The organism is Ewingella sp. AOP8-B2-18, from assembly GCF_052376015.1.
Lineage (GTDB): Bacteria > Pseudomonadota > Gammaproteobacteria > Enterobacterales > Enterobacteriaceae > Ewingella > Ewingella allii.
The window spans coordinates 221,326-241,524 of sequence record NZ_JBQSVB010000002.1 but is presented as its reverse complement, the minus strand read 5'-3'; the positions used below and the strand labels follow the sequence as shown (position 1 = coordinate 241,524).

The window sequence follows — 20,199 nt, the reverse complement described above, 5'->3', positions numbered from 1 at the left end:
ATCCTGATTGAAATGATAACTCCTGCCTATTTGCCCAGTATCAACATCAAGGCTAAAAGATGGGGGTAGAGTTTACTGACCTAAGGAAAGGCAAACTCGAGAAGGGAAGCCGTACCGCAATACCTTTTTGAGGAATGGGCACCGCCCTTTTTAGCTTTAAACACCCACCGATTAATTGACTGGAAGGATCTAACCAATGAGTAAAAGAGGACTTACAACCGCCGCTGGAGCACCGGTTGTAGATAATAATAACGTGATCACCGCAGGCCGCCGTGGCCCCTTGCTGCTGCAAGACGTCTGGTTTCTGGAGAAGCTGGCGCATTTTGACCGCGAAGTGATCCCAGAGCGTCGCATGCACGCCAAGGGTTCAGGCGCTTACGGCACCTTTACCGTCACCCATGACATCACTCAATACACCCGCGCTAATATCTTTGCCGAAATCGGTAAGCAAACTCCGATGTTTATCCGTTTCTCCACCGTAGCGGGCGAGCGCGGCGCAGCGGACGCCGAGCGCGATATTCGTGGCTTCTCCATCAAGTTCTATACTGAGCAGGGTAACTGGGATTTGGTTGGCAACAACACCCCTATTTTCTACCTGCGCGACCCGCTGAAATTCCCAGATTTGAATCACGTGGTTAAACGTGACCCGCGCACTAACCTGCGCAATCCGGCTTACAAATGGGACTTCTTCTCCCATCTGCCTGAAGCACTTCACCAGCTAACTATTGACGCCAGCGACCGCGGCCTGCCTAGCTCTTATCGCCATATTCACGGTTTTGGTAGCCACACCTTCAGCTTTATCAATGAGCAAAACGAGCGTTTTTGGGTGAAATTCCACTTCCGCTGCCAGCAGGGCATTCAAAACCTGATGGACGACGAAGCGGAGAAACTGGTGGGAAGCGATCGCGAAAGCTCGCAGCGCGACCTGTATGATGCCATTGAGCGCGGCGACTTCCCTCGCTGGAAACTCTTTGTTCAAGTCATGCCCGAAAAAGAAGCTTCCGAGCTACCTTACAACCCATTCGACCTGACCAAAGTTTGGTTACACAGTGACTACCCGCTGATTGAAGTGGGCGAGTTTGAGCTGAACCGCAATCCAGAAAACTACTTTGCCGAAGTTGAACAAGTGGCGATGAGTCCGGCCAACGTGGTGCCGGGTATCGGCTTCTCCCCTGACCGTATGCTGCAAGGCCGTCTGTTCTCTTACGGCGACGCGCACCGCTACCGTCTGGGCGTGAACCATCATCAAATCCCAGTTAATGCACCAAAATGCCCGTTCCACAACTACCACCGCGACGGCGCGATGCGCGTTGATGGTAACAGCGGCAACGGCGTGACCTATGAGCCAAACAGCGCAGGTTTGTTCCAAGAGCAGCCGGACTTCAGCGAACCGCCGTTGACTATCGAAGGGGCGGCGGACCACTGGAATCACCGCGAAGATGATGATTACTTCACCCAGCCACGCCTGTTGTTCAACCTGCTGTCTGCAGATGAGCAAGCACGCCTGTGTGGCCGTATCGCCAGTGAGCTGAAACACGCTTCGCCAGACACGCAAAAACGCCAACTCGATCTGTTCTACAAGGTTGATCCGGCCTATGGCGCAGGTGTGGAAAAAGGCCTTAAGGCGTAATACCTGACGCTTGGGTTTTAGATACGCGTCATAAAACAAGGGCCGTCCTGTAATGCAGAGCGGCCCTTTTTATTAGCGATAATGAACTGAAAGCTCAGGCGGTTTGCTGTGAAAGCCACTCCTGAAGATGGCGACGCGAGATTTTAATTCCCCCCTGCGCAATGTCCGCAGGCAGGTCGAAATAGCGCACCGGCTGCTGGAAACGCGCCAGTTTGCCCTCCAGCCATTGGGAGAGCATCTCAAACGGCATCTCTGCTGAGCGATCAATCAGCGCCACCGGCCTCTGGCCAAATTCGGCGTCAGCCATCGGCAACACGAAAGCGCGCTCAACGCGCGGATGCGCCGCCAACACGCGTTCGATGTCCTCGGGCTGAATCCCCTCCCCGCCGCTGAAAAACAGATTATCCAGCCGCCCGGCGACGTGCAGCTCATCGCCCCGCCACGCGCCTCTGTCTCGAGTATGCAACCAGCCGTCGGCGTCGGTGAGCTGAGTCAGCTTGCCCTGCCACCAATAACCGGCTGCCAGACTTTCGCTGCGGATCAGGATTTCATCCTCGACGATCATCACTTCCCGCCCGGCCAGAGGCTCGCCGACGCCCGCCGAACCGTCGGCGCGTTTGGCCGTCACCGTCGACGCCGTTTCCGTCATGCCGTAACCACACCAGCAGCGAACTCCGGCGCGTTCGGCGCGCTGGGTTAACTCGAGGGGAATGTCCGCCCCGCCGAGCAGCACGTCGGTTAACGAGGCGGGCAACTGCTGCTGGTTGAGCAGCCGCCAGAGCTGGGTCGGCACCAGCGAGGCGTGACTGCAGTCTTGCAGCGCCTCAGCGAGCGGCCGCTCTTCGGCCACCACCAGCTGGGCACCGGCGGTCAGCCAGCGCCAGACAATGCCCTGCCCCGAGACGTGAAAAAGCGGCAGCGAAAGCAGCCAGCCGTTATTGGCGTTGAAAGGAATGAGGCCCAGCACCCCGCGCGCGCTGGCGAGATGCGCCGCGACGCTGTGCGCGGCGGCTTTAGGCAGCCCGCTCGAACCCGAGGTTAACGTCAGGGTGGCAATCCGCTGCGGCGGATAGTTTGGTGTCACCCCGCCATGGCCGTGGAACAGGCTCAGGGCAGGGATTTCAGTGACCAGCGGCTCATCGCTCAGGTCGAGAATAAAGTCGATATCCAACTGGGGTAATAATGGGTCACACAAGGCGGCAGGCAGCTGCGGGTTCAGCGGCAGAAGCCTGGCTCCGGCTTGAATCAGCGCCAGATAGCATAACAGCGCGTTAAGGCTATTTTTGCCACGCAGCGCCACGCCACGGCCTTCGGCCACGCCCTGCTGGACGAAACCGGCACACAGCGAGTCAACGCGCTGCTGCAAGTCTTGCCAGCACCAGGCTTTCCCCGCCGATTTAATGGCAATGGCAAAAGGCGTTTTGCTCGCCCAGGCGTGCCACGGCCACTGGGTTAATTCTGCCATACCACCTCCAGCGCGGATTCATCCAGCAGGGGTTGGTCGGCGTCAGGCCAAGGGCGGACCAGCTGCGATTGGATGAGATCCAGCGTGTCGAGGCCCGGCTGGGTGTCGGGCGTCAGCCACGCGGCCATGCGCGCCAGCTGGGTTAAACCGAGGCTGGACTCAATACTTGAGCTGATCACCGCCTCAAGCCCGGCGCGATGGGCTTTGGCAATCAGTTCGCGGCAGCGCGTCAGGCTGCCGGTTAAGGTCGGCTTGATAATAATCGCCGCCAGCCCCTGTTCGGCGCGAATTTCAAAGCCCGCCTCGCGCACGCTTTCATCCCAGGCAATGGCAATCCCGCTGGCGCGGGCAAACTCGCGCGACTGTTCGCGGGTCTGACAAGGCTCTTCGATAAAGGCGATGCGCGAACGCAGCGCGGGGGCCACGTAACGCGCAAAGGCGTCGGCCTTGGCGGGCGTCCAGCTGCGGTTGGCGTCCAACCGCAAACGCAGGTGCGGCAAGGCTTCGAGCAGCATGCTGACATTCAAACCATCCCCCACCGCCTCGTACAAACCGACTTTCACCTTGGCAATCGGCTGGTGGGCAAGTCGCTGATAGAGCGCGTCTGGGTCGCCGTGACACAGGGGCGCGCAGGCGTAATTCCCCGTCTGCGGCAGTGCGTCGCGCAGTTCGGCATCCGCCATGCTCAGACCAAAGGCCACCGACGGCATGGCATTGAAGGCCGATGCCAGCGCGCCGAGCGAAGCCCCTTGCAGCCACTGGGCCAGCGCATGCTGCACGCCCTGCTGCGCCTGTTCCACGCTTTCCAGACTAAAGCCCGGCAGCGGCGCAATTTCCCCCCAGCCGCACTTTTCGTCCTGCCACAGCTGTACCAGCAGGCCGTCGCGGGTCTTCAGACGTTGATTTCTCAACACAATGCCCGCCTCCATCGGCAGGCTATAACGGTACAGCGTAGCGCGGCGCATTAAGGATTACGCTTGAATTTGCTGAAGTCCGGCTGGCGTTTTTCGTTAAACGCGTTGCGGCCTTCCTGACCTTCGTCGGTCATGTAGAACAGCATGGTGGCGTTACCCGCCAGCTCCTGCAAACCGGCCTGCCCGTCGCAGTCGGCGTTAAGTGCGGCTTTCAGACAGCGCAGCGCCATTGGGCTGTTTTGCAGGATTTCGCGGCACCAGCGCACGGTCTCTTTTTCCAAATCAGCCAGTGGCACCACTGTGTTGACCAAGCCCATGTCTAGCGCGGCGGCGGCGTCATACTGGCGGCAAAGGAACCAGATTTCGCGCGCCTTTTTCTGGCCGACGATGCGCGCCATATAAGAAGCGCCCCAGCCGCCGTCAAAGGAGCCGACCTTCGGCCCGGTCTGACCGAACACCGCGTTGTCTGCGGCAATGGTCAGGTCACACATCATGTGCAGCACGTGGCCGCCGCCGATGGAGAATCCGGCGACCATCGCCACTACTGGCTTTGGACAGGTACGGATTTGGCGCTGGAAGTCGAGCACGTTCAGGTGGTGAACGCCGCTAGCGTCCTGATAGCCGCCGTAGTCGCCGCGCACTTTCTGATCGCCACCGGCGCAGAAGGCTTTGTCACCTTCGCCAGTCAACACAATCACGCCAATGTTGTCGTCATAGCGCGCATCTTCCATCGCGCGGATCATCTCTTTGACGGTCAGCGGGCGGAAAGCGTTGCGCACCTGCGGGCGATTAATGGTGATTTTGGCGATGCCGTCCGCCGACTTGTGATAGCGAATATCTTCGAATTCGCCGCTGCAATCGAGCCACTCAATCGGGGCGTACAGCTCTTTTTCATCAGGATAAATCATGTTCAACTTCCTTTAAGACAGGTGAAGTAATGAATGCCAGCGCCTGACGGGCAAACTCAGTCGGATTCGCGCGATGGGCGTTATGCCCGGCATTGGCGATGGTGCGCAACGGGAAACCGGCCTGCTGCGCGAGAAGGGTAAATTTCTGATCCAGCGCGCCGCATAGCCATACCACCGGCAGCGCGAGGCGCGACAAGGGCTGGCGCAGGTCGGGCTGCACCGCCAGAGAGGTCGCTCCCAGCATGGTGGCAATCGCCGGACCGTGGTTGCTGGCGCGTAAATCCACCAAGCGCTGGCGCTGGGCGTCGCTCAGGTCGCCAAATACCGGTTGACGATACCAGAGTTGCAGCACCTCCTCGATGGGCTGGAAGCGAAAACGGGTGATCCACAGCTGGTCGTGATGACGGCGCTGCTGGCGATCGCGCAGGGTTTTCAGACCGGGATTGGCCCCTTCCACCAGCACGCCCCGCAGGCCACGGCTATCGCCATAGCAGGCGTGATAGAGGCTGATTCGCCCACCGAGTGAATAACCGAGCAGCCAGTAATCATCGATACCTAACTGCTGCAAGGTGGCGGTGAGTTGCTGGCTGACGTCGGCAAAACCGGCAGCGGTAATAGAGGCTGAACGGCCGTGCCCGGGCAAATCCACCAGCAGACAAGGCCACTCGCCGAGGTGCGGCAACAGGGATTGCCAATCCTCGCCGCTGCCCAACAGGCCGTGAAGCATAACCAACCAAGGGCGTCCGCTGAGATGAGTATTAACTTGCTGGCAATTGAGCATCAGAGCGCCCCCGCCTCAGCCACCAGCTTGCGCAGCATCGCCGCGCCGTCGCCGCTGGCCACTTTTAGCTCGACCAGCGTCGCGCCTTGGTGCTGCCAGCCGTTTTGCACCGCGTCGGTTAGCTCATCCATAGTGGTCGGGCTGGCGTAGTGCAGGCCGAACATCGCCGCCGCGTGGCTAAACTCCACGTCTTGCGGCATGCAGTAAAAACGCTGGCGCTGCTCCTCTGGCGTCGGCAACAAAGAGAAAATCTGCCCGCCGTTGTTGTTCACCACCACCATCACCGTTGGCGCGGAGCATTGGCGCAGCAGGGCCAGCGCGTTTAAATCGTACAGCGCAGAGAGATCGCCAATCAGGATGAGCGTCGGTTTCTGCGTGGCGCGTTGCACTCCGGCGGCGGTAGAAATCAGCCCGTCGATGCCGCTGGCCCCGCGATTGGCAAACAGTGGATAACCCGCCGGAAGCTGCGCCAGCGAGTCCACCAGCCTGACCACCAGACTGTTGCCGACAAACAGCTGGCCGTTGGCTGGCAGCAAGGCCGGTAAATGGCGCGCCAGAGAAGCTTCGCCAAAATGGCTCGCCAGACGGCTTTCGACCAGAGCCATCACGCGTTGAGAAAGAGAATTTAGCGCTCTGGCCCAAGGCTGTTGAGGCTCGGCGGGGTGCAGCTTCAGCCATTCGCTGACGGCGATTTGGATCCGCCGCCCCTGATGCTGCGCCGGGTCGAGGCGGCCGGGCATGGAGTCTATCAGCCAATATTCCTGCGGCTGGCAGGCGGCCTGCCACTGCAACAGGCGTTTGCCGGTCAGGCTGCCGCCAAACTGAATCACTAATTCCGCCTGAGCCAATGTCTGTCGGGCCTCTGGGTGCGCCAGCCACAGGTCGGCACAGGGCAGCGGGTTGCCGGTTTGCGATTGCACGTCGCTGATTAGCGGCCAGCCGAGGGTTTTAGCCCACCGCGCCAGCTGTTCGCCCTCTTCGGCGGCGATGCGCCCGGCGATAATCACTCCGCGCTTTTGCCGCCACTGCGCCCAGTCGGCTTCAACCGGCTGACGCAGAGTTTGAGGCGTGCGCAGCCAAGGCTGGCAGCCCTGCCACCATTCGCCCAGCGCCTGCGACCAGTCGAGATAGTAATCCCCCTCCTCGCCGTACAGCGGCTCGGCGAACGGACAGTTGATGTGCATGGCACCGTGCTCCAGCGCTGACAGGCCGTTGTCGATAGCCGATACCAGCCAGCGTGCGCTGATGTCCGGCGTCGGTCGCGGTAGATTGAGGTTTTGCCGTGGGTGGCTGGCAAACAGTTCTGGCTGACGAATGGCCTGATTGGCGCCGCAGTCGATAAGCTCCGGCGGGCGATCGGCGGTGAGCATGATCAGCCGTTCGCCGGTCAGCCCGGCTTCGATAATCGCCGGATAGAGATTCGCCACCGCCGTGCCGGAAGTGACAATCACCGCCACCGGCTGGCCGCTGGCCTTGGCTAAGCCGAGGGCGAGATGCCCCAGGCCGCGCTCATCAAAATGGGTGTGGCAAATCAGCTTGGAGTTGCTCGCCGCCGCCAGCGTCAGTGGGGTTGAGCGCGAGCCGGGCGCGATGCAGACGTGCTGCACCTGATGGCGGGTTAAGGCTTCTAATATCAGCGTGGCCCAGCGGCGATTAAACATGGCGGTAGCTTGTGTTGATGGCATGGATTGACTCCGGCGAACCCGATTCAGCCCGCCCTAACGGCAGGCAGTTCATGGTACTGCTGTCCGGCGGACTCGGCCGAGTGCGCCCCCTCGTCTAACAGGGTGCGCAGCCCTGCGGCTTTATTTTCTATCTCCTGCCACTCCTGCGCGGCGTCTGAACCGGCGACAATTCCCGCCCCGGCAAACAGCTCGAGCTGGCTGCCTTTCACGGCGGCCGAGCGCAGCGCCACGGTGAATTCGCTGCGCGTCAGGCTGAGATAGCCCGCCGAACCGGCGTACCACTGGCGATCAAAAGGTTCGTGGCGAGCAATAAATTCTCGCGCGGCCTGACGCGGCAAGCCGGCCACGGCAGCGGTGGGTTGCAGGCGTTGCAGGCAGTCGGCGTCGTCAGCTTTCGCCAGCACGGCCTGAATGCTGCGACGCAGATGCTGCACTTTGCGCAGGCGAAGGATTTCGGCGGGCATCACGTCCAAAGAGCGCGCCCCGCCCTGCAATCGCTGGCAAATGTCGTCAACCACCAGCATATTTTCACGCTGGTTTTTAGGGTCGTTAAGCAGCCACTGGCCAAGGGCGCGGGCTTGCTGATGGTCATCGGCGGCGGCCACGGTTCCGGCCAGCGCTTCGGTAAAGAGTTGGCGCTTTTCGCGCAGGAACAGCCGCTCAGGGCTGGAGCCGAGGAATGCCTGCTGCGGCGCAAACGCCAGCATGAAGTGGTAGCAGTGGTGATTCACCGCGCGGCTGGCGGCCAGGAAAGAGGCCGGATTCAGCGGCTGGCTGAGGGCCAGCGTGGTTTTGCGCGCCAGCACCACTTTGTCGAACTGGTTATGCTTAATCCCCCTGAGCACGGCGTCGATCATTCGCGCCCACTGCGGCTGAGTGGGCAGATGCTGGTAGCGCACCACCTGAGATTTCAGCGCCGGTAAGGCGCGAGCGCTGACCAAGGTGCGGAGAAAGACGCGCACTCTATGGGCTTCTTCGCGCAGAGAAACCGGGCTATAAAGCTGGCAACGCAAAATGCACTGGCCGTCGCGACGGCTGATTTCAATACGCGGCAGAAACAGCGCGTGGCTGGCCTGTGCGCCGCCCATGCCGTCGTTGAAGGCGTTCAGCCCCCAAATACGCAGTTCAGGAAAGTCCGGATATTGCTTTAAGAAGTGCTGGGCGGAAGGCATGTCATCGAAGTTTGCCGCATCGCCGCACAGCACCACTTCTTCGGCGTCGTCGCGCTGCTGCCAGTAGAATTTTGGGTAACAAGGCTGGGCGTCGAGCCATTCCAGCATGCCGCCGTGGGGTTGTTCAGGGAGTCGATAAGTGAACTGCCGGAGGCCAGCCGTGTCGGGAAAACTCCCCAACAGTGCCGAATCCAACTGGTCAAGAATTGCTGAAATCTGTTTCACCGCCACCTCAGCCGCATCCGAATGGTTTGATGTCAGGCAGAATGCCCTTCTGGATCAAAAAACGGGTTAGATCAAGTACGGGTGAATTATGCGGCGTTAGCGGGATTTAAAATATGCGGCAGATCAAGGCAGAGCCAGAGCCTGTAGATATGAAGGGGTAGTGACTCATTCAGAGGGGTTATAAGGCAGAAAACAGAGAGGCAGCCGAAGCTGCCTCTGGGACGATATTGCCGAGCTTAGCTTAGCGACGCAGCAGTAAGCCGATCACCAACCCCACGGCTGCACCGGCACCTACGCCGTGCCACGGGTTTTCGCGCACGTAGCTGTCGGTTTGCTCAGCCACCTGACGCGCCTTAGCGCAGTAAGAGTTCGCGCCGTTGCTCAGGCGAGATTTTACCTCTTCCAACGCCTGCTCCGCGCGGCTTTTAATCTCGATATATTTTTCATCTGCTTTGTCACCGGAGGATTTCAGCACCTCTTCCAGCGTTTCGGAAAGCATTCTTAAATCATCGTCCAGTGACGCCTGCTGCGGTTCAAATTGGTTCGACATGGTTATCTCCTTATTTTGTGATTATCGCGATACCCATTAACCCTAGCGCAGATTTGCCATAAACGCAGGATCAAAAACGGAGAGAGCCGCTGTCGACGGTCTTTTAAGAACCTTCTGACCGCGTCACCGGCGGGAATGGCGGCTTATCGCTCGCCGATTGTTGAGCCGAAGCACGCTGCTTTTCACGGCGCTCCGCCAGCCACAGGCCGCTATTTTTCATCGCATAGCCAAACAGCAGGCCGACCAGCAGGGATAACACCACCTGACGCCAGTCGCCTTGGGCAGCGAAAGTGGCACAGGCGCCGATGAAAGTCCCCGGCACGAAGGCCAGCCACTGTTGCCAGGCTTGGATACACATCAGGAAGGCGACCACGCCGGTGAGCATGTAGCCCAGCAGAGTCCACTCAGGGCGCAGCGAGCTGCCAGCAATAATCACTTCGGCCCAGAACACGCCACTCAGGCAGGTCAGCGTGCTGATGACCAGACCGCGCAACCCGCCCTTCGGGCAGGCGAAATAAGCCGTGCAGCCGAGAAAGCCAGCCCAGCTAATCAGTCCCAGACTAATAGCCACCCAGCCCCAGATGCCGGAGAGAATGCCGGTGGTAATGGCGATCATCACCAATACGTTCATGATGTGTAAATCCTGTGCGATTCTGAACAAGCGCGCAGTTTACGCATCGGCAAAAATAATGGAATGGGTTAGATCACAATATCGATGTAATTTATTACTGAACGTACATACAAACGTGACTTCCATCACATTATTGCAATGGATTGTGCAAATAGCGCCCATAAAAAAACCGCCCATCGAAATGAGCGGTTTTCAGTTTTGCTACTGCGTCAGGCTATCAGAACAGCGGTTGCGCCATCTGAACCAGCGTGATCAGCGGCTGTGGATAGATACCGAGCAGCAGAACCAAGATCGCCGAAATCAGCACAACCACACCACCCGCAGTCAACGCCCAGTTGTTTGGCGTATCGCGAACCAGCTTGTCAGGTGCGCTCAGGTACAAGCTCACGGTCACGCGCAGGTAGTAGTAAAGACCAATCGCCGAACCCACCACCACGGCACCGGTCAGCCACCACAGATGCGCGGTCACGCCGGTCGCAATCACGTAGAACTTACCGATAAAGCCTAAGGTCATTGGGATACCGGCCAGTGACAGCATCATCACGGTCATTACCGCAGACAGGATTGGCTTGTGCCAGAACAGACCACGGTAAGAGAACAGTGATTCTGCGTCCGGGCCTTTGTACGGGCTAGACATCAGGCTAACCACGCCGAAGGCGCCCAAGCTGCTGAACAGGTAACCAGCCAGATAAACGCCGACGGTTTCCATCGACAACTGGTGAGTCTGTACTGCAATCAGTGCCACCAGCAGGTAACCCAAGTGCGCGATTGAGGAGTAACCCAACAGGCGCTTGATGTTGCTCTGGCTGATAGCCATCAGGTTACCGACCAGAATCGAGCAGAAGGCAATGATGCCCAGCACGACGCGAATCGCTTCGCTGTCGGCCACCGGTGCGTAAAGGAATAAACGCATAACCACGGCGAAGATAGCAATCTTGCTGGCAGTCGCCAGGAAGGTTGAAACCGGAGCCGGCGCGCCCTGATACACGTCTGGTGTCCACAGGTGGAAAGGAACCAGTGACAGTTTGAAGCCCAGACCCACAATCATCATGCCCAGACCTGCCAGCAGCAGCGGCTGGTGCAGCATCACGCCGTCGGCCAGGTTTTTACCCAGCGCGACGAAGCTCAGATCACCAGACTGCGCGTAAATCAGCGCCATGCCGAACAGCAGGAATGACGACGCCGCAGCGGAGAGCAGCATGTATTTGATGCTGGCTTCAAGCGAACGTTTTTGACGGTAGGCATAACCAATCAGGCCGAACAGTGGCAACGAAATCAGTTCGATTCCGAGGAACATTGACGCCAGATGGTTAGAGCATGCCAGCAGAATGCCACCCAGTGCGGCAATCAGCACCAACAGGTAGAACTCTTCCCGGTTGTCCGGATAACCGGCCAGCCAAGGATAGGCAAAGGTGCTGGTAGCCAAACTCGCCAGCAATACCAACCCAATGTAGAACATTGAGTAACCGTCAACACGAAGCAGTGGGGTGACGTCCTGCGGCCCGACCTGCCCTACATAGTAGAGGGAAAGCAGAGCCACGTTCAGACCGATAACTGTCAGTGTGGCATTCAGGAAATGGTCGCGTCGCCACGCAATGGACAGCATCACCACCACCACTGTCAATCCGACGATCATCAGCGGTAACAGTGCGATCAGATTTTGAAGTGTAAATGTCATGGCGAGTTACGGCCTTGTCGTTGAAATTGTTGAAACTGATGATCCGAACCAGTGCTGCACGTTAGCCATCGCCGCGCTAGAGGTATCGAGGATTGGCTGAGGATAAACACCCAGCGCCACCAGCAGTACCACCAACAGCAGAATGATAGACAGTTCGCGTGCGGTCATGCCCTGCAGCGGCTCTTCTGATTTTGCTTTGCCGTAGTAAGCGCGCTGCATCATCACCAAAGAGTAAACCGAAGCAAAGACCAGACCGAAGGTCGAGATGACAGTGATCACCGGAACAATCGGGAAGCTGCCAAACAGGATCATGAATTCACCGACGAAGTTACCGGTGCCCGGCATACCCAGTGTTGCCACTGCGAAGAACAGCGACAGCGCAGGCAGGTACTTAATCCGCCCCCACAGTCCGCCCATCAGACGCATATCGCGGGTATGCAGACGCTCGTACAACTGGCCGCAGATGATGAACATACCTGCCGCAGACAGGCCGTGAGCAATCATCTGAATCACAGCGCCCTGGTAAGCCAGTTGGCTGCCGGTGAAGATAGCAATCAGTACAAAGCCCATGTGCGAAACAGAGGTGTAAGCAATCAGACGTTTGATATCGGTCTGAGAGAACGCCATCCACGCGCCGTAGAAGATACCGATAACGCCCAGCCACATAGCGATTGGCGCAAACTCATGCGACGCATTCGGGAAGAATGGCAACATGAAGCGCAACATGCCGTAGGCCGCGGTTTTCAGCAAGATACCCGCCAGGTCAACAGAACCCGCCGTTGGTGCCTGGCTGTGGGCATCTGGCAACCAGCCGTGCAATGGCACGACCGGCATTTTCACCGCGAAAGCGATGAAGAAGCCCAGCATCAGCAGGTATTCAACGTTGTGCGACATCGGAGTCTTCAGCAAGTCAGCGTAGTTGAAGGTCCAGGTGCCGGTCGCGTTGTAGTGCACGAAGACTAGACCGAGGATCGCAATCAACATCACCAGACCGCTGGACTGGGTATAGATGAAGAACTTGGTTGCTGCGCTGATACGTGTTTTACCGTCTGACGCTTTGTGTCCCCACAAGGCAATCAGGAAGTACATCGGCACCAACATCATTTCCCAGAAGAAGAAGAACAGGAACATGTCGATAGCCAAGAACACGCCGATCACGCCGCCGAGGATCCACAGTAAGTTCAGGTGGAAGAAACCCTGATACTTCTGGATTTCACGCCATGAACAGAGGATAGCCAAGACGCCGAGTAACCCGGTCAGCACCACCATCAGCAAGGACAGACCGTCCAGTGCCAAGTGGAAGCTGATACCAAAGCGCGGGATCCACGGCACAGAGAACTCTGACTGCCATTGTGGAATGCCGGTCGGGCTAGTTAATGAATAACCACCCTGCAACCACAGTTGCAGGGACAGTGCTAAGGTCAACCCCATCGAGATCAGCGCAATCCAGCGCGGTACTTTGCTGCCGAAACGCTCAGTCTGCCAACACAGCAGCCCGCCGATAAAGGGGATAAGAATTAGCCAAGGAAGTAGCATGGCGTTTTGTGTCCCTATTTGTTCGTACTATCTGTTCTTAAAGAATCAGCAACAGTGCCAAAACAACCACTGCTCCCAAACCCATGGACGCGACATACCAGCGTGTCTGACCGTTTTCACTTAGCGTCAAGCCACGGTTCCCCAAACGGGAGAACACAGCAGGCAGATTCATCAGTGAATTCAGTGGATCACGTTGCAGCAGCTTAGCGATGGCCAGATACGGCTTGACGAAAATCATGTCGTATAACCAGTCGAAGCCCCACGCGTGGAACCACCAGACCGTGAAGAAGCGGCCAATGGCGCTTTTCGCGATGCTGTTTACCAGTGAGCGTTTGCCAAGGTACAGCGCGGCTGCCAGCAAGATGCCAACAATCGCCACAACGCCCGAGGTGATTTCCAGGGTCAGTACACTGCCGTGCGCCAGCTCAGTCGTCTCAGGCAGTACGCCTTTCAACGGTGGCACGATCATCGCACCGATGAAGGTGGACAATACCAACAGCACCAGCAGTGGCAGATGGTGAGTAATGCCTTTGCCCGCATGCGCTTTCTTTCCATGAGCAAAAAGTTTCTCTTCGCCGTGGAACACGATGAAGATCATGCGGAAGGTATATAGGGAAGTCATAAACGCCCCGACCAGACCTGCAATCATCAGATTGAGATGGCCGTTTGCCCATGCACCCGCCAGAATTTCATCCTTACTGAAGAAGCCCGCGGTGATAAGTGGCAAGGCAGACAGGGCTGCACCACCGACCAGGAAGCAGACATACACCAGAGGAATCGATTTACGCAGGCCACCCATCTTGAAGATGTTCTGTTCGTGGTGGCAGGCCAAAATGACCGAACCAGACGAAAGGAACAGCAGCGCTTTGAAGAACGCGTGCGTCATCAGGTGGAAGATGGCGGCATCCCACGCCTGCACGCCCAACGCCAAGAACATGTAGCCAATCTGGCTCATGGTGGAGTAAGCGAGAACACGTTTGATGTCGGTCTGAACCAGTGCGGCAAAACCTGCCAGAACCAGCGTCACTGCGCCAACAATACCTACCAGGTGCAGCACTTCAGGCGCCATCAGGAACAGGCCATGAGTACGTGCAATCAGGTAAACACCGGCGGTAACCATGGTCGCGGCGTGGATCAACGCAGATACCGGCGTTGGACCAGCCATGGCGTCAGCCAACCAGGTTTGCAGCGGAAGCTGTGCAGATTTACCCACTGCCCCACCGAGCAACATCAGCGTCGCCCAAGTGATAGCGGTGTCGCCAACGGCCAGTTTCTGCGGAGCCAGTACCATCAGCTCGCGGAAGTTCAGCGTACCCAGTTCGCGGTACAGGATGAACAGTGCGAAGGCTAAGAACACGTCACCAACGCGGGTCACGATGAAGGCTTTCATCGCAGCAGCGCCGTTGGCTGGGTGGGTGTAGTAGAAACCGATCAGCAAGTAGCTGCACAGGCCCACGCCTTCCCAACCGAGGTACATCAGCAACAGGTTGTCTGCCAGTACCAGAATCACCATGCTGGCGATAAACAAGTTGGTGTAAGCGAAGAAGCGCGAGTAGCCCTCTTCACCGCGCATGTACCAAGACGCGAACATGTGAATGAAGAAGCCCACGCCGGTCACCACGGACAACATGGTCATCGACAAGCCATCCAGCGTCAGGGTAGCGGCGATGTTAAAGTCGCCCACTTGCATCCAGTTCCACAGGTTCTGGTTGAAAACTTCATGGCCCGCAGCGCGCTGCGTCATGAAATCAATACCGACATACAGGGTCGTCAGCGCAGCCAGACCAATAGAACCCACACCTACGGTGGCGGAAGTATTCTCAGACCAGCGACCGCGTGAGAAGGCCAGCAGAACGAAGCCAATCAGCGGGAACAGAATTGTTAAATATAATAGGTTCATCCGCGCATCTCACTGACAGTGTCGATATTCAGGGTGTGGCGACGGCGATAGAGTTGCAACAGCAACGCCAGACCGATACTGGCCTCAGCCGCTGCCAGACTGATTGCCAGGATGTACATCACCTGACCATCAGCTTGCCCCCAATAGCTCCCAGCCACGATGAACGCCAACGCCGCTGCGTTGATCATCACTTCCAGACTGATCAGCATAAACAGCAGGTTGCGACGGACAAGCAGCCCGGTCAGCCCCAAAACAAACAGAATTGCGGCCAGAATCAGGCCATGCTGTAGAGGGATCATGCTCTCTCCTCCGTTTTTCTTTTCGCCATCTCAGTGGTCGCTGGCGCATCACCGAACACTTCGCCCGGCTTGCTTTCGCGGCCAATATGGAAGGCAACAACCAAACCGGCGAGCAGCAACATAGATGCCAATTCAACCGCCAGAACGTAAGGACCAAACAGCGCGATGCCGACTGCCTTCGCGTCTACCATGGTGCCTTCGATGCCGTGAGTGTGCAGACCAAGAATCGAGGTTACCATCACGCCCAGCAGGACCAGCGACAGGATGGAAGGCCCAATCCAGGTCGCCGGTTTCAGCCATGCACGTTCTTGTTCTTCGACATTGCCCAAGTTCAGCATCATCACCACGAACACGAACAGCACCATAATGGCACCGGCATAAACGATGATTTCCAACGCACCGGCGAAGTACGCGCCCAGCGAGAAGAACACCGCGGCGATCGCCAGAAGCGAGACGATCAGATACAGCAATGCGTGAACCGGGTTGGTGTGCGTGATAACACGCAACGTCGCCAACACGGCCACCACGGCTGCAATGTAAAATGCAAATTCCATGCTTGCGGCTCCTTAAGGCAACAGACCTTTGACGTTGATCGGTTTGGCTTCGTTTTCAGCTTCGCCTTTCGACTTGCCGTCAACTGCCATACCGGCCATCCGGTAGAAGTTATATTCCGGATATTTACCCGGACCCGAGATCAACAGATCTTCTTTCTCATACACCAGATCCTGACGTTTGAACTCACCGAGTTCAAAGTCTGGCGTCAACTGAATGGCCGTAGTCGGGCAAGCTTCTTCACACAAACCGCAGAAAATGCAGCGCGAGAAGTTGATGCGGAAGAACTCCGGATACCAACGACCGTCTTTATGTTCAGCTTTTTGCAGCGAAATACAGCCTACTGGACAGGCTACCGCACACAGGTTACAAGCAACGCAACGCTCTTCGCCGTCCGGATCGCGCGTCAGCACGATACGTCCACGATAGCGCGCAGGTACGTTAACTTTCTCTTCCGGGTACATCTGGGTTTCGCGCTTGGCGAAGGCATGCATGCCTATCATCCACAAGCTGCGAACCTGGGTGCCGAACCCGACAACTATCTCTTTCAATGTCATGGCTAAATCACCCCTTATTGCGCGTTGTACAAGATGACCGCAGCGGTCGCCAACAGGTTAAGCAAGGTCAACGGCAGGCAAACTTTCCAGCCGAAAGACATCACCTGGTCGTAGCGGGGACGCGGCAAAGCAGCACGGATCAAAATGAACATCACCATGAAGAAAGCGGTTTTCAGCGCAAACCAGATAAACGGCGGCAGGAATGGACCCTGCCAGCCACCGAAGAACAGCGTCACAATCAGCGCTGACACGGTAACGATACCGATATATTCGCCCACGAAGAACAGACCGAATTTCATACCGGAATATTCAATGTGGTAACCGTCGGCCAGCTCTTGCTCAGCTTCCGGTTGGTCGAATGGGTGACGGTGACATACCGCAACGCCGGCAATCGCAAAGGTCACAAAGCCGAAGAACTGCGGAATGATGTTCCACATGTGGGCCTGTGAGTTAACGATGTCCTGCATATTGAAGGAACCCGCCTGTGCTACCACGCCCATCAGAGACAGGCCGAGAAACACTTCGTAGCTCAGGGTCTGGGCCGACGCACGCATTGCCCCCAACAGGGAGTATTTGTTGTTACTGGACCAGCCAGCGAACAGCACGGCGTAGACGGTCAAACCCGCCATCATCAGGAAGAACAGGATGCCGATGTTCAAGTCAGCGGCGAACCACGTTGAGCTCACTGGCACGATAGCGAAAGAGATCAGCATCGAACTGAACGCAATCATTGGAGCCAAAGTGAAGATCGCACGGTCAGTGAAGCGCGGAACCCAGTCTTCTTTAAAGAACATTTTGATCATGTCAGCAACGAGCTGCAAAGAGCCGCCCCAGCCAACACGGTTCGGTCCGTAACGGTTCTGGAACAGACCGAGCAGACGACGTTCGCCGAAGCTCATGAATGCGCCACACACCACCACGACCAGCAAGATCACGACGGCTTTCAGAACCGCAATCAGCACCTCAACAACTTCAGGTGTAAACCAGCTCATCGTGTTGCCTCCCGCAGATTTTCAACCGTTGCGCCCACCAGAACCGGAGAAATTCCCGGCAAGCCCAGTGGCAGACCAACCTGTCCCTGATGCAAGGTTTCGCTCAAACGAACTGGCAGAGTCAGGGTCTGGCCGCCGCAGGTGAATTCCACCTGAGCACCGGCGTTAACGCCCAACTGCGCCGCATCGGCTGGGTTAACCATCACGTAAGGCTGTGGCATACGCTGCTGGATCACGTGCGAACGCTGGCTCATCTCTTCACTACCAAACAGGTGGTAGTAAGGAGCAACGCGCCATTGGTTACTTTCCGCCGCGAAGGCCGCAGGAATGGTGGTGAAGTAGTCAAGGCTGCCCTCGCCTGCTTCAATCATACGCACGCCCGGATCGCCAAAACGCAGACTGCCACCGACTTCGCTCTGGAACTTGTTCCAGGCTTGTGGTGAGTTCCAACCCGGCGCCCAGGCAAACGGCACCTGATTACGTTCAGCTAACGGGTTGTTGTTCCCTTCCATGGAGAAGGCAAACATGGTGTCTTTATCTTGCGGCTGACGTGGTTCATGCACGCTGATGTTAGCGCGCATCGCAGTACGGCCACTCGAACGGTGCGGAGAACGCGCCAGTTTCTGACCGCGAATGCGGAAGCTGGCGTTTGGTGCAGCTTCAACCATGCCTTTCAGCTGTGGCAGAGCGGCGACGCAGGCTTCGATCACGTGGTCTAACTGAGTCCAGTCAACGTGACGGCTGTTAAGGGTTGAGTGCAGCGAGTGCATCCAACGCCAGCTTTCCAGCATCGCAACGGAAGTGTCGTAGTAAGCCGGGTCATAAACCTGGAAGAAGCGCTGGGCGCGGCCTTCCTGGTTAACCACGGTACCGTCACTTTCTGCGAAGCTGGCCGCAGGCAGGATAAGTGTCGCTTTGTCCATGATGCGGGTACGCTGATGGTCAACAACCAGCAGGTTTTCAACTTTAGCTAATGCTGCATCAACTTTGGCTTCTGGCGCCTGACGGTAAAGGTCATTTTCCATCACGATTGCGCTGTCTGCGCCGCCGTTAGCCAACAGTTCGAGCGCGGCGTCCAAAGTACCGCCGCCAATCATTGACAGGCCGATGCTGTTGGAAGAGGTCGCTACGAAGGTGATACCGACATCGCTGCCGCGCACTTTCAAGGCTTTAGCCACGTTGGCTGCCGCTTCGATAATGGCGTCGCTACCCGCATTGCTGCCGGTGATGATCAGCGGTTTACGTGCGCCAGCTAAAGCCTGCACGATCACGTCGATCTTCTTGTCTAAACCTTCAGCCAAATCGGTGACAGCCGGAGCAGACTCGTCCAACCCGTGGGCGATAGCGAAGCCGAAGCGGGCTTGCTCATCTACCGGCGCGCGGTAGTTGTATGCCGCGATGTCATCGAGTTTAGTGTTATCAACGTTGGTGATGAACAGCGGGTGCTTAGCATGCTGACCGATGTTCTGCACCGCCGCGATTTGCCAGTCGGCAACGCGCTGTGCCGCAGCCATTGCGCGAGCTTTGCCTTTTACTGCCTGACGAACAGACAGGGCAATGCGCGCGCCGGTTTGGGTTAAATCTTCACCCAGCACCAGTACGGCGTCGTAGTCTTCGATTTCACGCAGGGCTGGCGTGTGAACGCCGCTGTTGCGCAGAACGTTGAGCATCAGCTCAAGGCGGCCTTGTTCGGCTGCGTTGATACCGGTGTAGAAGTTCTCTGCGCCGACCAGCTCGCGCAGCGCGAAGTTGCTTTCGAGGCTTGCGCGCGGAGAACCAATACCGATGGCTTTTTTCGACTGACGCAGAATATCTGCCGCGCCCTGCATCGCTTGTTCAGCGTTCAGTTCGATCCAGTCGTTGCCACGCAGCTGCTGTGGTTTCTTCGGACGGTCTTTGGCATTGACATAGCCATAGCCGAAACGACCACGGTCGCAGAGGAAGTAGTGGTTCACGGTGCCGTTATAACGGTTTTCGATACGACGCAGTTCGCCATAGCGCTCACCCGGGCTGGTGTTACAACCGACGGAACACTGTTGGCAGATGCTTGGCGCAAACTGCATGTCCCATTTACGGTTATAACGCTCGGAGTGCGTTTTGTCGGTGAACACGCCGGTCGGGCAGACTTCTACCAGGTTACCGGAGAACTCGCTTTCCAGCGGGCCATCTTCCGGGCGACCGAAGTAGACGTTGTCATGTGCGCCGTAAACGCCCAAGTCTTTACCATCCGCGTAGTCCTTGTAGTAACGGACACAACGGTAGCAAGCGATACAGCGGTTCATTTCGTGAGAGATGAACGGGCCGAGATCTTGGTTGTTATGAGTACGTTTGGTGAAGCGATAGCGACGCATGCTATGACCGGTCATGACCGTCATATCCTGCAAGTGGCAGTTGCCGCCCTCTTCACACACCGGACAGTCGTGTGGGTGGTTAGTCATCAACCACTCAACCACGCTCTCACGGAACTCTTTGGCTTCGCCGTCATTGATGGAGATAAACGTGCCATCGGATGCCGGTGTCATACAAGACATCACCAAACGACCGCGCGTATCTTCCGCGTTTTGGTATTGCTTAACCGCACATTGGCGGCAAGCGCCGACGCTTCCCAGCGCCGGATGCCAGCAAAAATAAGGAATATCGAGGCCAAGAGAGAGGCAAGCCTGCAACAGGTTGTCCGCTCCATTTACATCGTATTCTTTGCCGTCTACATGAATCGTAGCCATA

General features: G+C 57.4%; 17 protein-coding genes. 1 reads left to right on the top strand and 16 read right to left on the bottom strand.

Annotated elements, in window-relative coordinates; all coding sequences use genetic code 11:
• Positions 1 to 196 precede the first annotated feature (196 nt).
• Complete coding sequence (locus tag ACT3RR_RS05420) at positions 197 to 1,630, top strand: catalase (protein WP_496199898.1); 1,434 nt, start codon at positions 197 to 199, stop codon at positions 1,628 to 1,630.
• Positions 1,631 to 1,724: 94 nt separating this feature from the next.
• Here the strand turns inward: ACT3RR_RS05420 and menE are convergent, their stop codons facing one another.
• The 16 genes from menE to nuoG all read right to left on the bottom strand — a co-directional run bounded on the left by menE (position 1,725) and on the right by nuoG (position 20,198).
• Positions 1,725 to 3,095 (bottom strand): o-succinylbenzoate--CoA ligase, encoded by a 1,371-nt coding sequence (gene menE, locus ACT3RR_RS05415; RefSeq protein ID WP_496199897.1) that lies wholly within the window; start codon positions 3,093 to 3,095, stop codon positions 1,725 to 1,727.
• Complete coding sequence (gene menC, locus ACT3RR_RS05410; RefSeq protein ID WP_496199896.1) at positions 3,083 to 4,060, bottom strand: o-succinylbenzoate synthase; 978 nt, start codon at positions 4,058 to 4,060, stop codon at positions 3,083 to 3,085. Before menC ends, menE begins: the two co-directional genes overlap by 13 nt.
• Complete coding sequence (menB, locus tag ACT3RR_RS05405) at positions 4,060 to 4,917, bottom strand: 1,4-dihydroxy-2-naphthoyl-CoA synthase (protein WP_034791738.1); 858 nt, start codon at positions 4,915 to 4,917, stop codon at positions 4,060 to 4,062. Before menB ends, menC begins: the two co-directional genes overlap by 1 nt.
• Positions 4,904 to 5,698: a 2-succinyl-6-hydroxy-2,4-cyclohexadiene-1-carboxylate synthase gene (gene menH, locus ACT3RR_RS05400; protein WP_496199895.1), complete on the bottom strand. Its 795-nt coding sequence runs from the start codon at positions 5,696 to 5,698 to the stop codon at positions 4,904 to 4,906. The genes menB and menH overlap by 14 nt, the downstream gene beginning before the upstream one ends.
• On the bottom strand, positions 5,698 to 7,383 hold the full coding sequence (menD, locus tag ACT3RR_RS05395) for a 2-succinyl-5-enolpyruvyl-6-hydroxy-3-cyclohexene-1-carboxylic-acid synthase (protein ID WP_496199894.1): 1,686 nt from the start codon (positions 7,381 to 7,383) through the stop codon (positions 5,698 to 5,700). Before menD ends, menH begins: the two co-directional genes overlap by 1 nt.
• A 23-nt stretch (positions 7,384 to 7,406) precedes the next feature.
• Entirely contained in the window at positions 7,407 to 8,780 is a 1,374-nt protein-coding gene (menF, locus tag ACT3RR_RS05390) for an isochorismate synthase MenF (RefSeq protein ID WP_496199893.1), read from the bottom strand.
• A 241-nt stretch (positions 8,781 to 9,021) separates the two neighbouring features.
• Positions 9,022 to 9,330, bottom strand: a complete 309-nt coding sequence (gene elaB, locus ACT3RR_RS05385) for a stress response protein ElaB (RefSeq protein ID WP_034791744.1) — start codon at positions 9,328 to 9,330, stop codon at positions 9,022 to 9,024.
• Between the two features lie 103 nt (positions 9,331 to 9,433).
• Positions 9,434 to 9,961, bottom strand: a complete 528-nt coding sequence (locus tag ACT3RR_RS05380) for a DUF1097 domain-containing protein (protein WP_353502762.1) — start codon at positions 9,959 to 9,961, stop codon at positions 9,434 to 9,436.
• 217 nt (positions 9,962 to 10,178) lie between these two features.
• Positions 10,179 to 11,639 carry an NADH-quinone oxidoreductase subunit NuoN gene (gene nuoN, locus ACT3RR_RS05375; protein ID WP_396132416.1) on the bottom strand — a complete coding sequence of 487 codons (1,461 nt, stop codon included), beginning with the start codon at positions 11,637 to 11,639 and terminating at the stop codon, positions 10,179 to 10,181.
• Between the two features lie 6 nt (positions 11,640 to 11,645).
• Positions 11,646 to 13,175: an NADH-quinone oxidoreductase subunit M gene (nuoM, locus tag ACT3RR_RS05370; RefSeq protein WP_353502764.1), complete on the bottom strand. Its 1,530-nt coding sequence runs from the start codon at positions 13,173 to 13,175 to the stop codon at positions 11,646 to 11,648.
• Between the two features lie 37 nt (positions 13,176 to 13,212).
• Positions 13,213 to 15,075, bottom strand: a complete 1,863-nt coding sequence (gene nuoL, locus ACT3RR_RS05365; protein ID WP_496199892.1) for an NADH-quinone oxidoreductase subunit L — start codon at positions 15,073 to 15,075, stop codon at positions 13,213 to 13,215.
• Positions 15,072 to 15,374: an NADH-quinone oxidoreductase subunit NuoK gene (gene nuoK, locus ACT3RR_RS05360; RefSeq protein ID WP_004936014.1), complete on the bottom strand. Its 303-nt coding sequence runs from the start codon at positions 15,372 to 15,374 to the stop codon at positions 15,072 to 15,074. Before nuoK ends, nuoL begins: the two co-directional genes overlap by 4 nt.
• The gene (nuoJ, locus tag ACT3RR_RS05355; protein ID WP_496199891.1) at positions 15,371 to 15,928 is read right to left on the bottom strand and encodes an NADH-quinone oxidoreductase subunit J; all 558 of its coding nucleotides are present in this window, start codon (positions 15,926 to 15,928) and stop codon (positions 15,371 to 15,373) included. Before nuoJ ends, nuoK begins: the two co-directional genes overlap by 4 nt.
• Positions 15,929 to 15,940: 12 nt before the next feature.
• Positions 15,941 to 16,483: an NADH-quinone oxidoreductase subunit NuoI gene (gene nuoI, locus ACT3RR_RS05350; protein WP_034791754.1), complete on the bottom strand. Its 543-nt coding sequence runs from the start codon at positions 16,481 to 16,483 to the stop codon at positions 15,941 to 15,943.
• 14 nt (positions 16,484 to 16,497) lie between these two features.
• On the bottom strand, positions 16,498 to 17,475 hold the full coding sequence (gene nuoH / locus ACT3RR_RS05345; protein ID WP_396132415.1) for an NADH-quinone oxidoreductase subunit NuoH: 978 nt from the start codon (positions 17,473 to 17,475) through the stop codon (positions 16,498 to 16,500).
• Positions 17,472 to 20,198, bottom strand: a complete 2,727-nt coding sequence (gene nuoG / locus ACT3RR_RS05340; protein ID WP_353502766.1) for an NADH-quinone oxidoreductase subunit NuoG — start codon at positions 20,196 to 20,198, stop codon at positions 17,472 to 17,474. The genes nuoH and nuoG overlap by 4 nt, the downstream gene beginning before the upstream one ends.
• Position 20,199 lies beyond the last annotated feature (1 nt).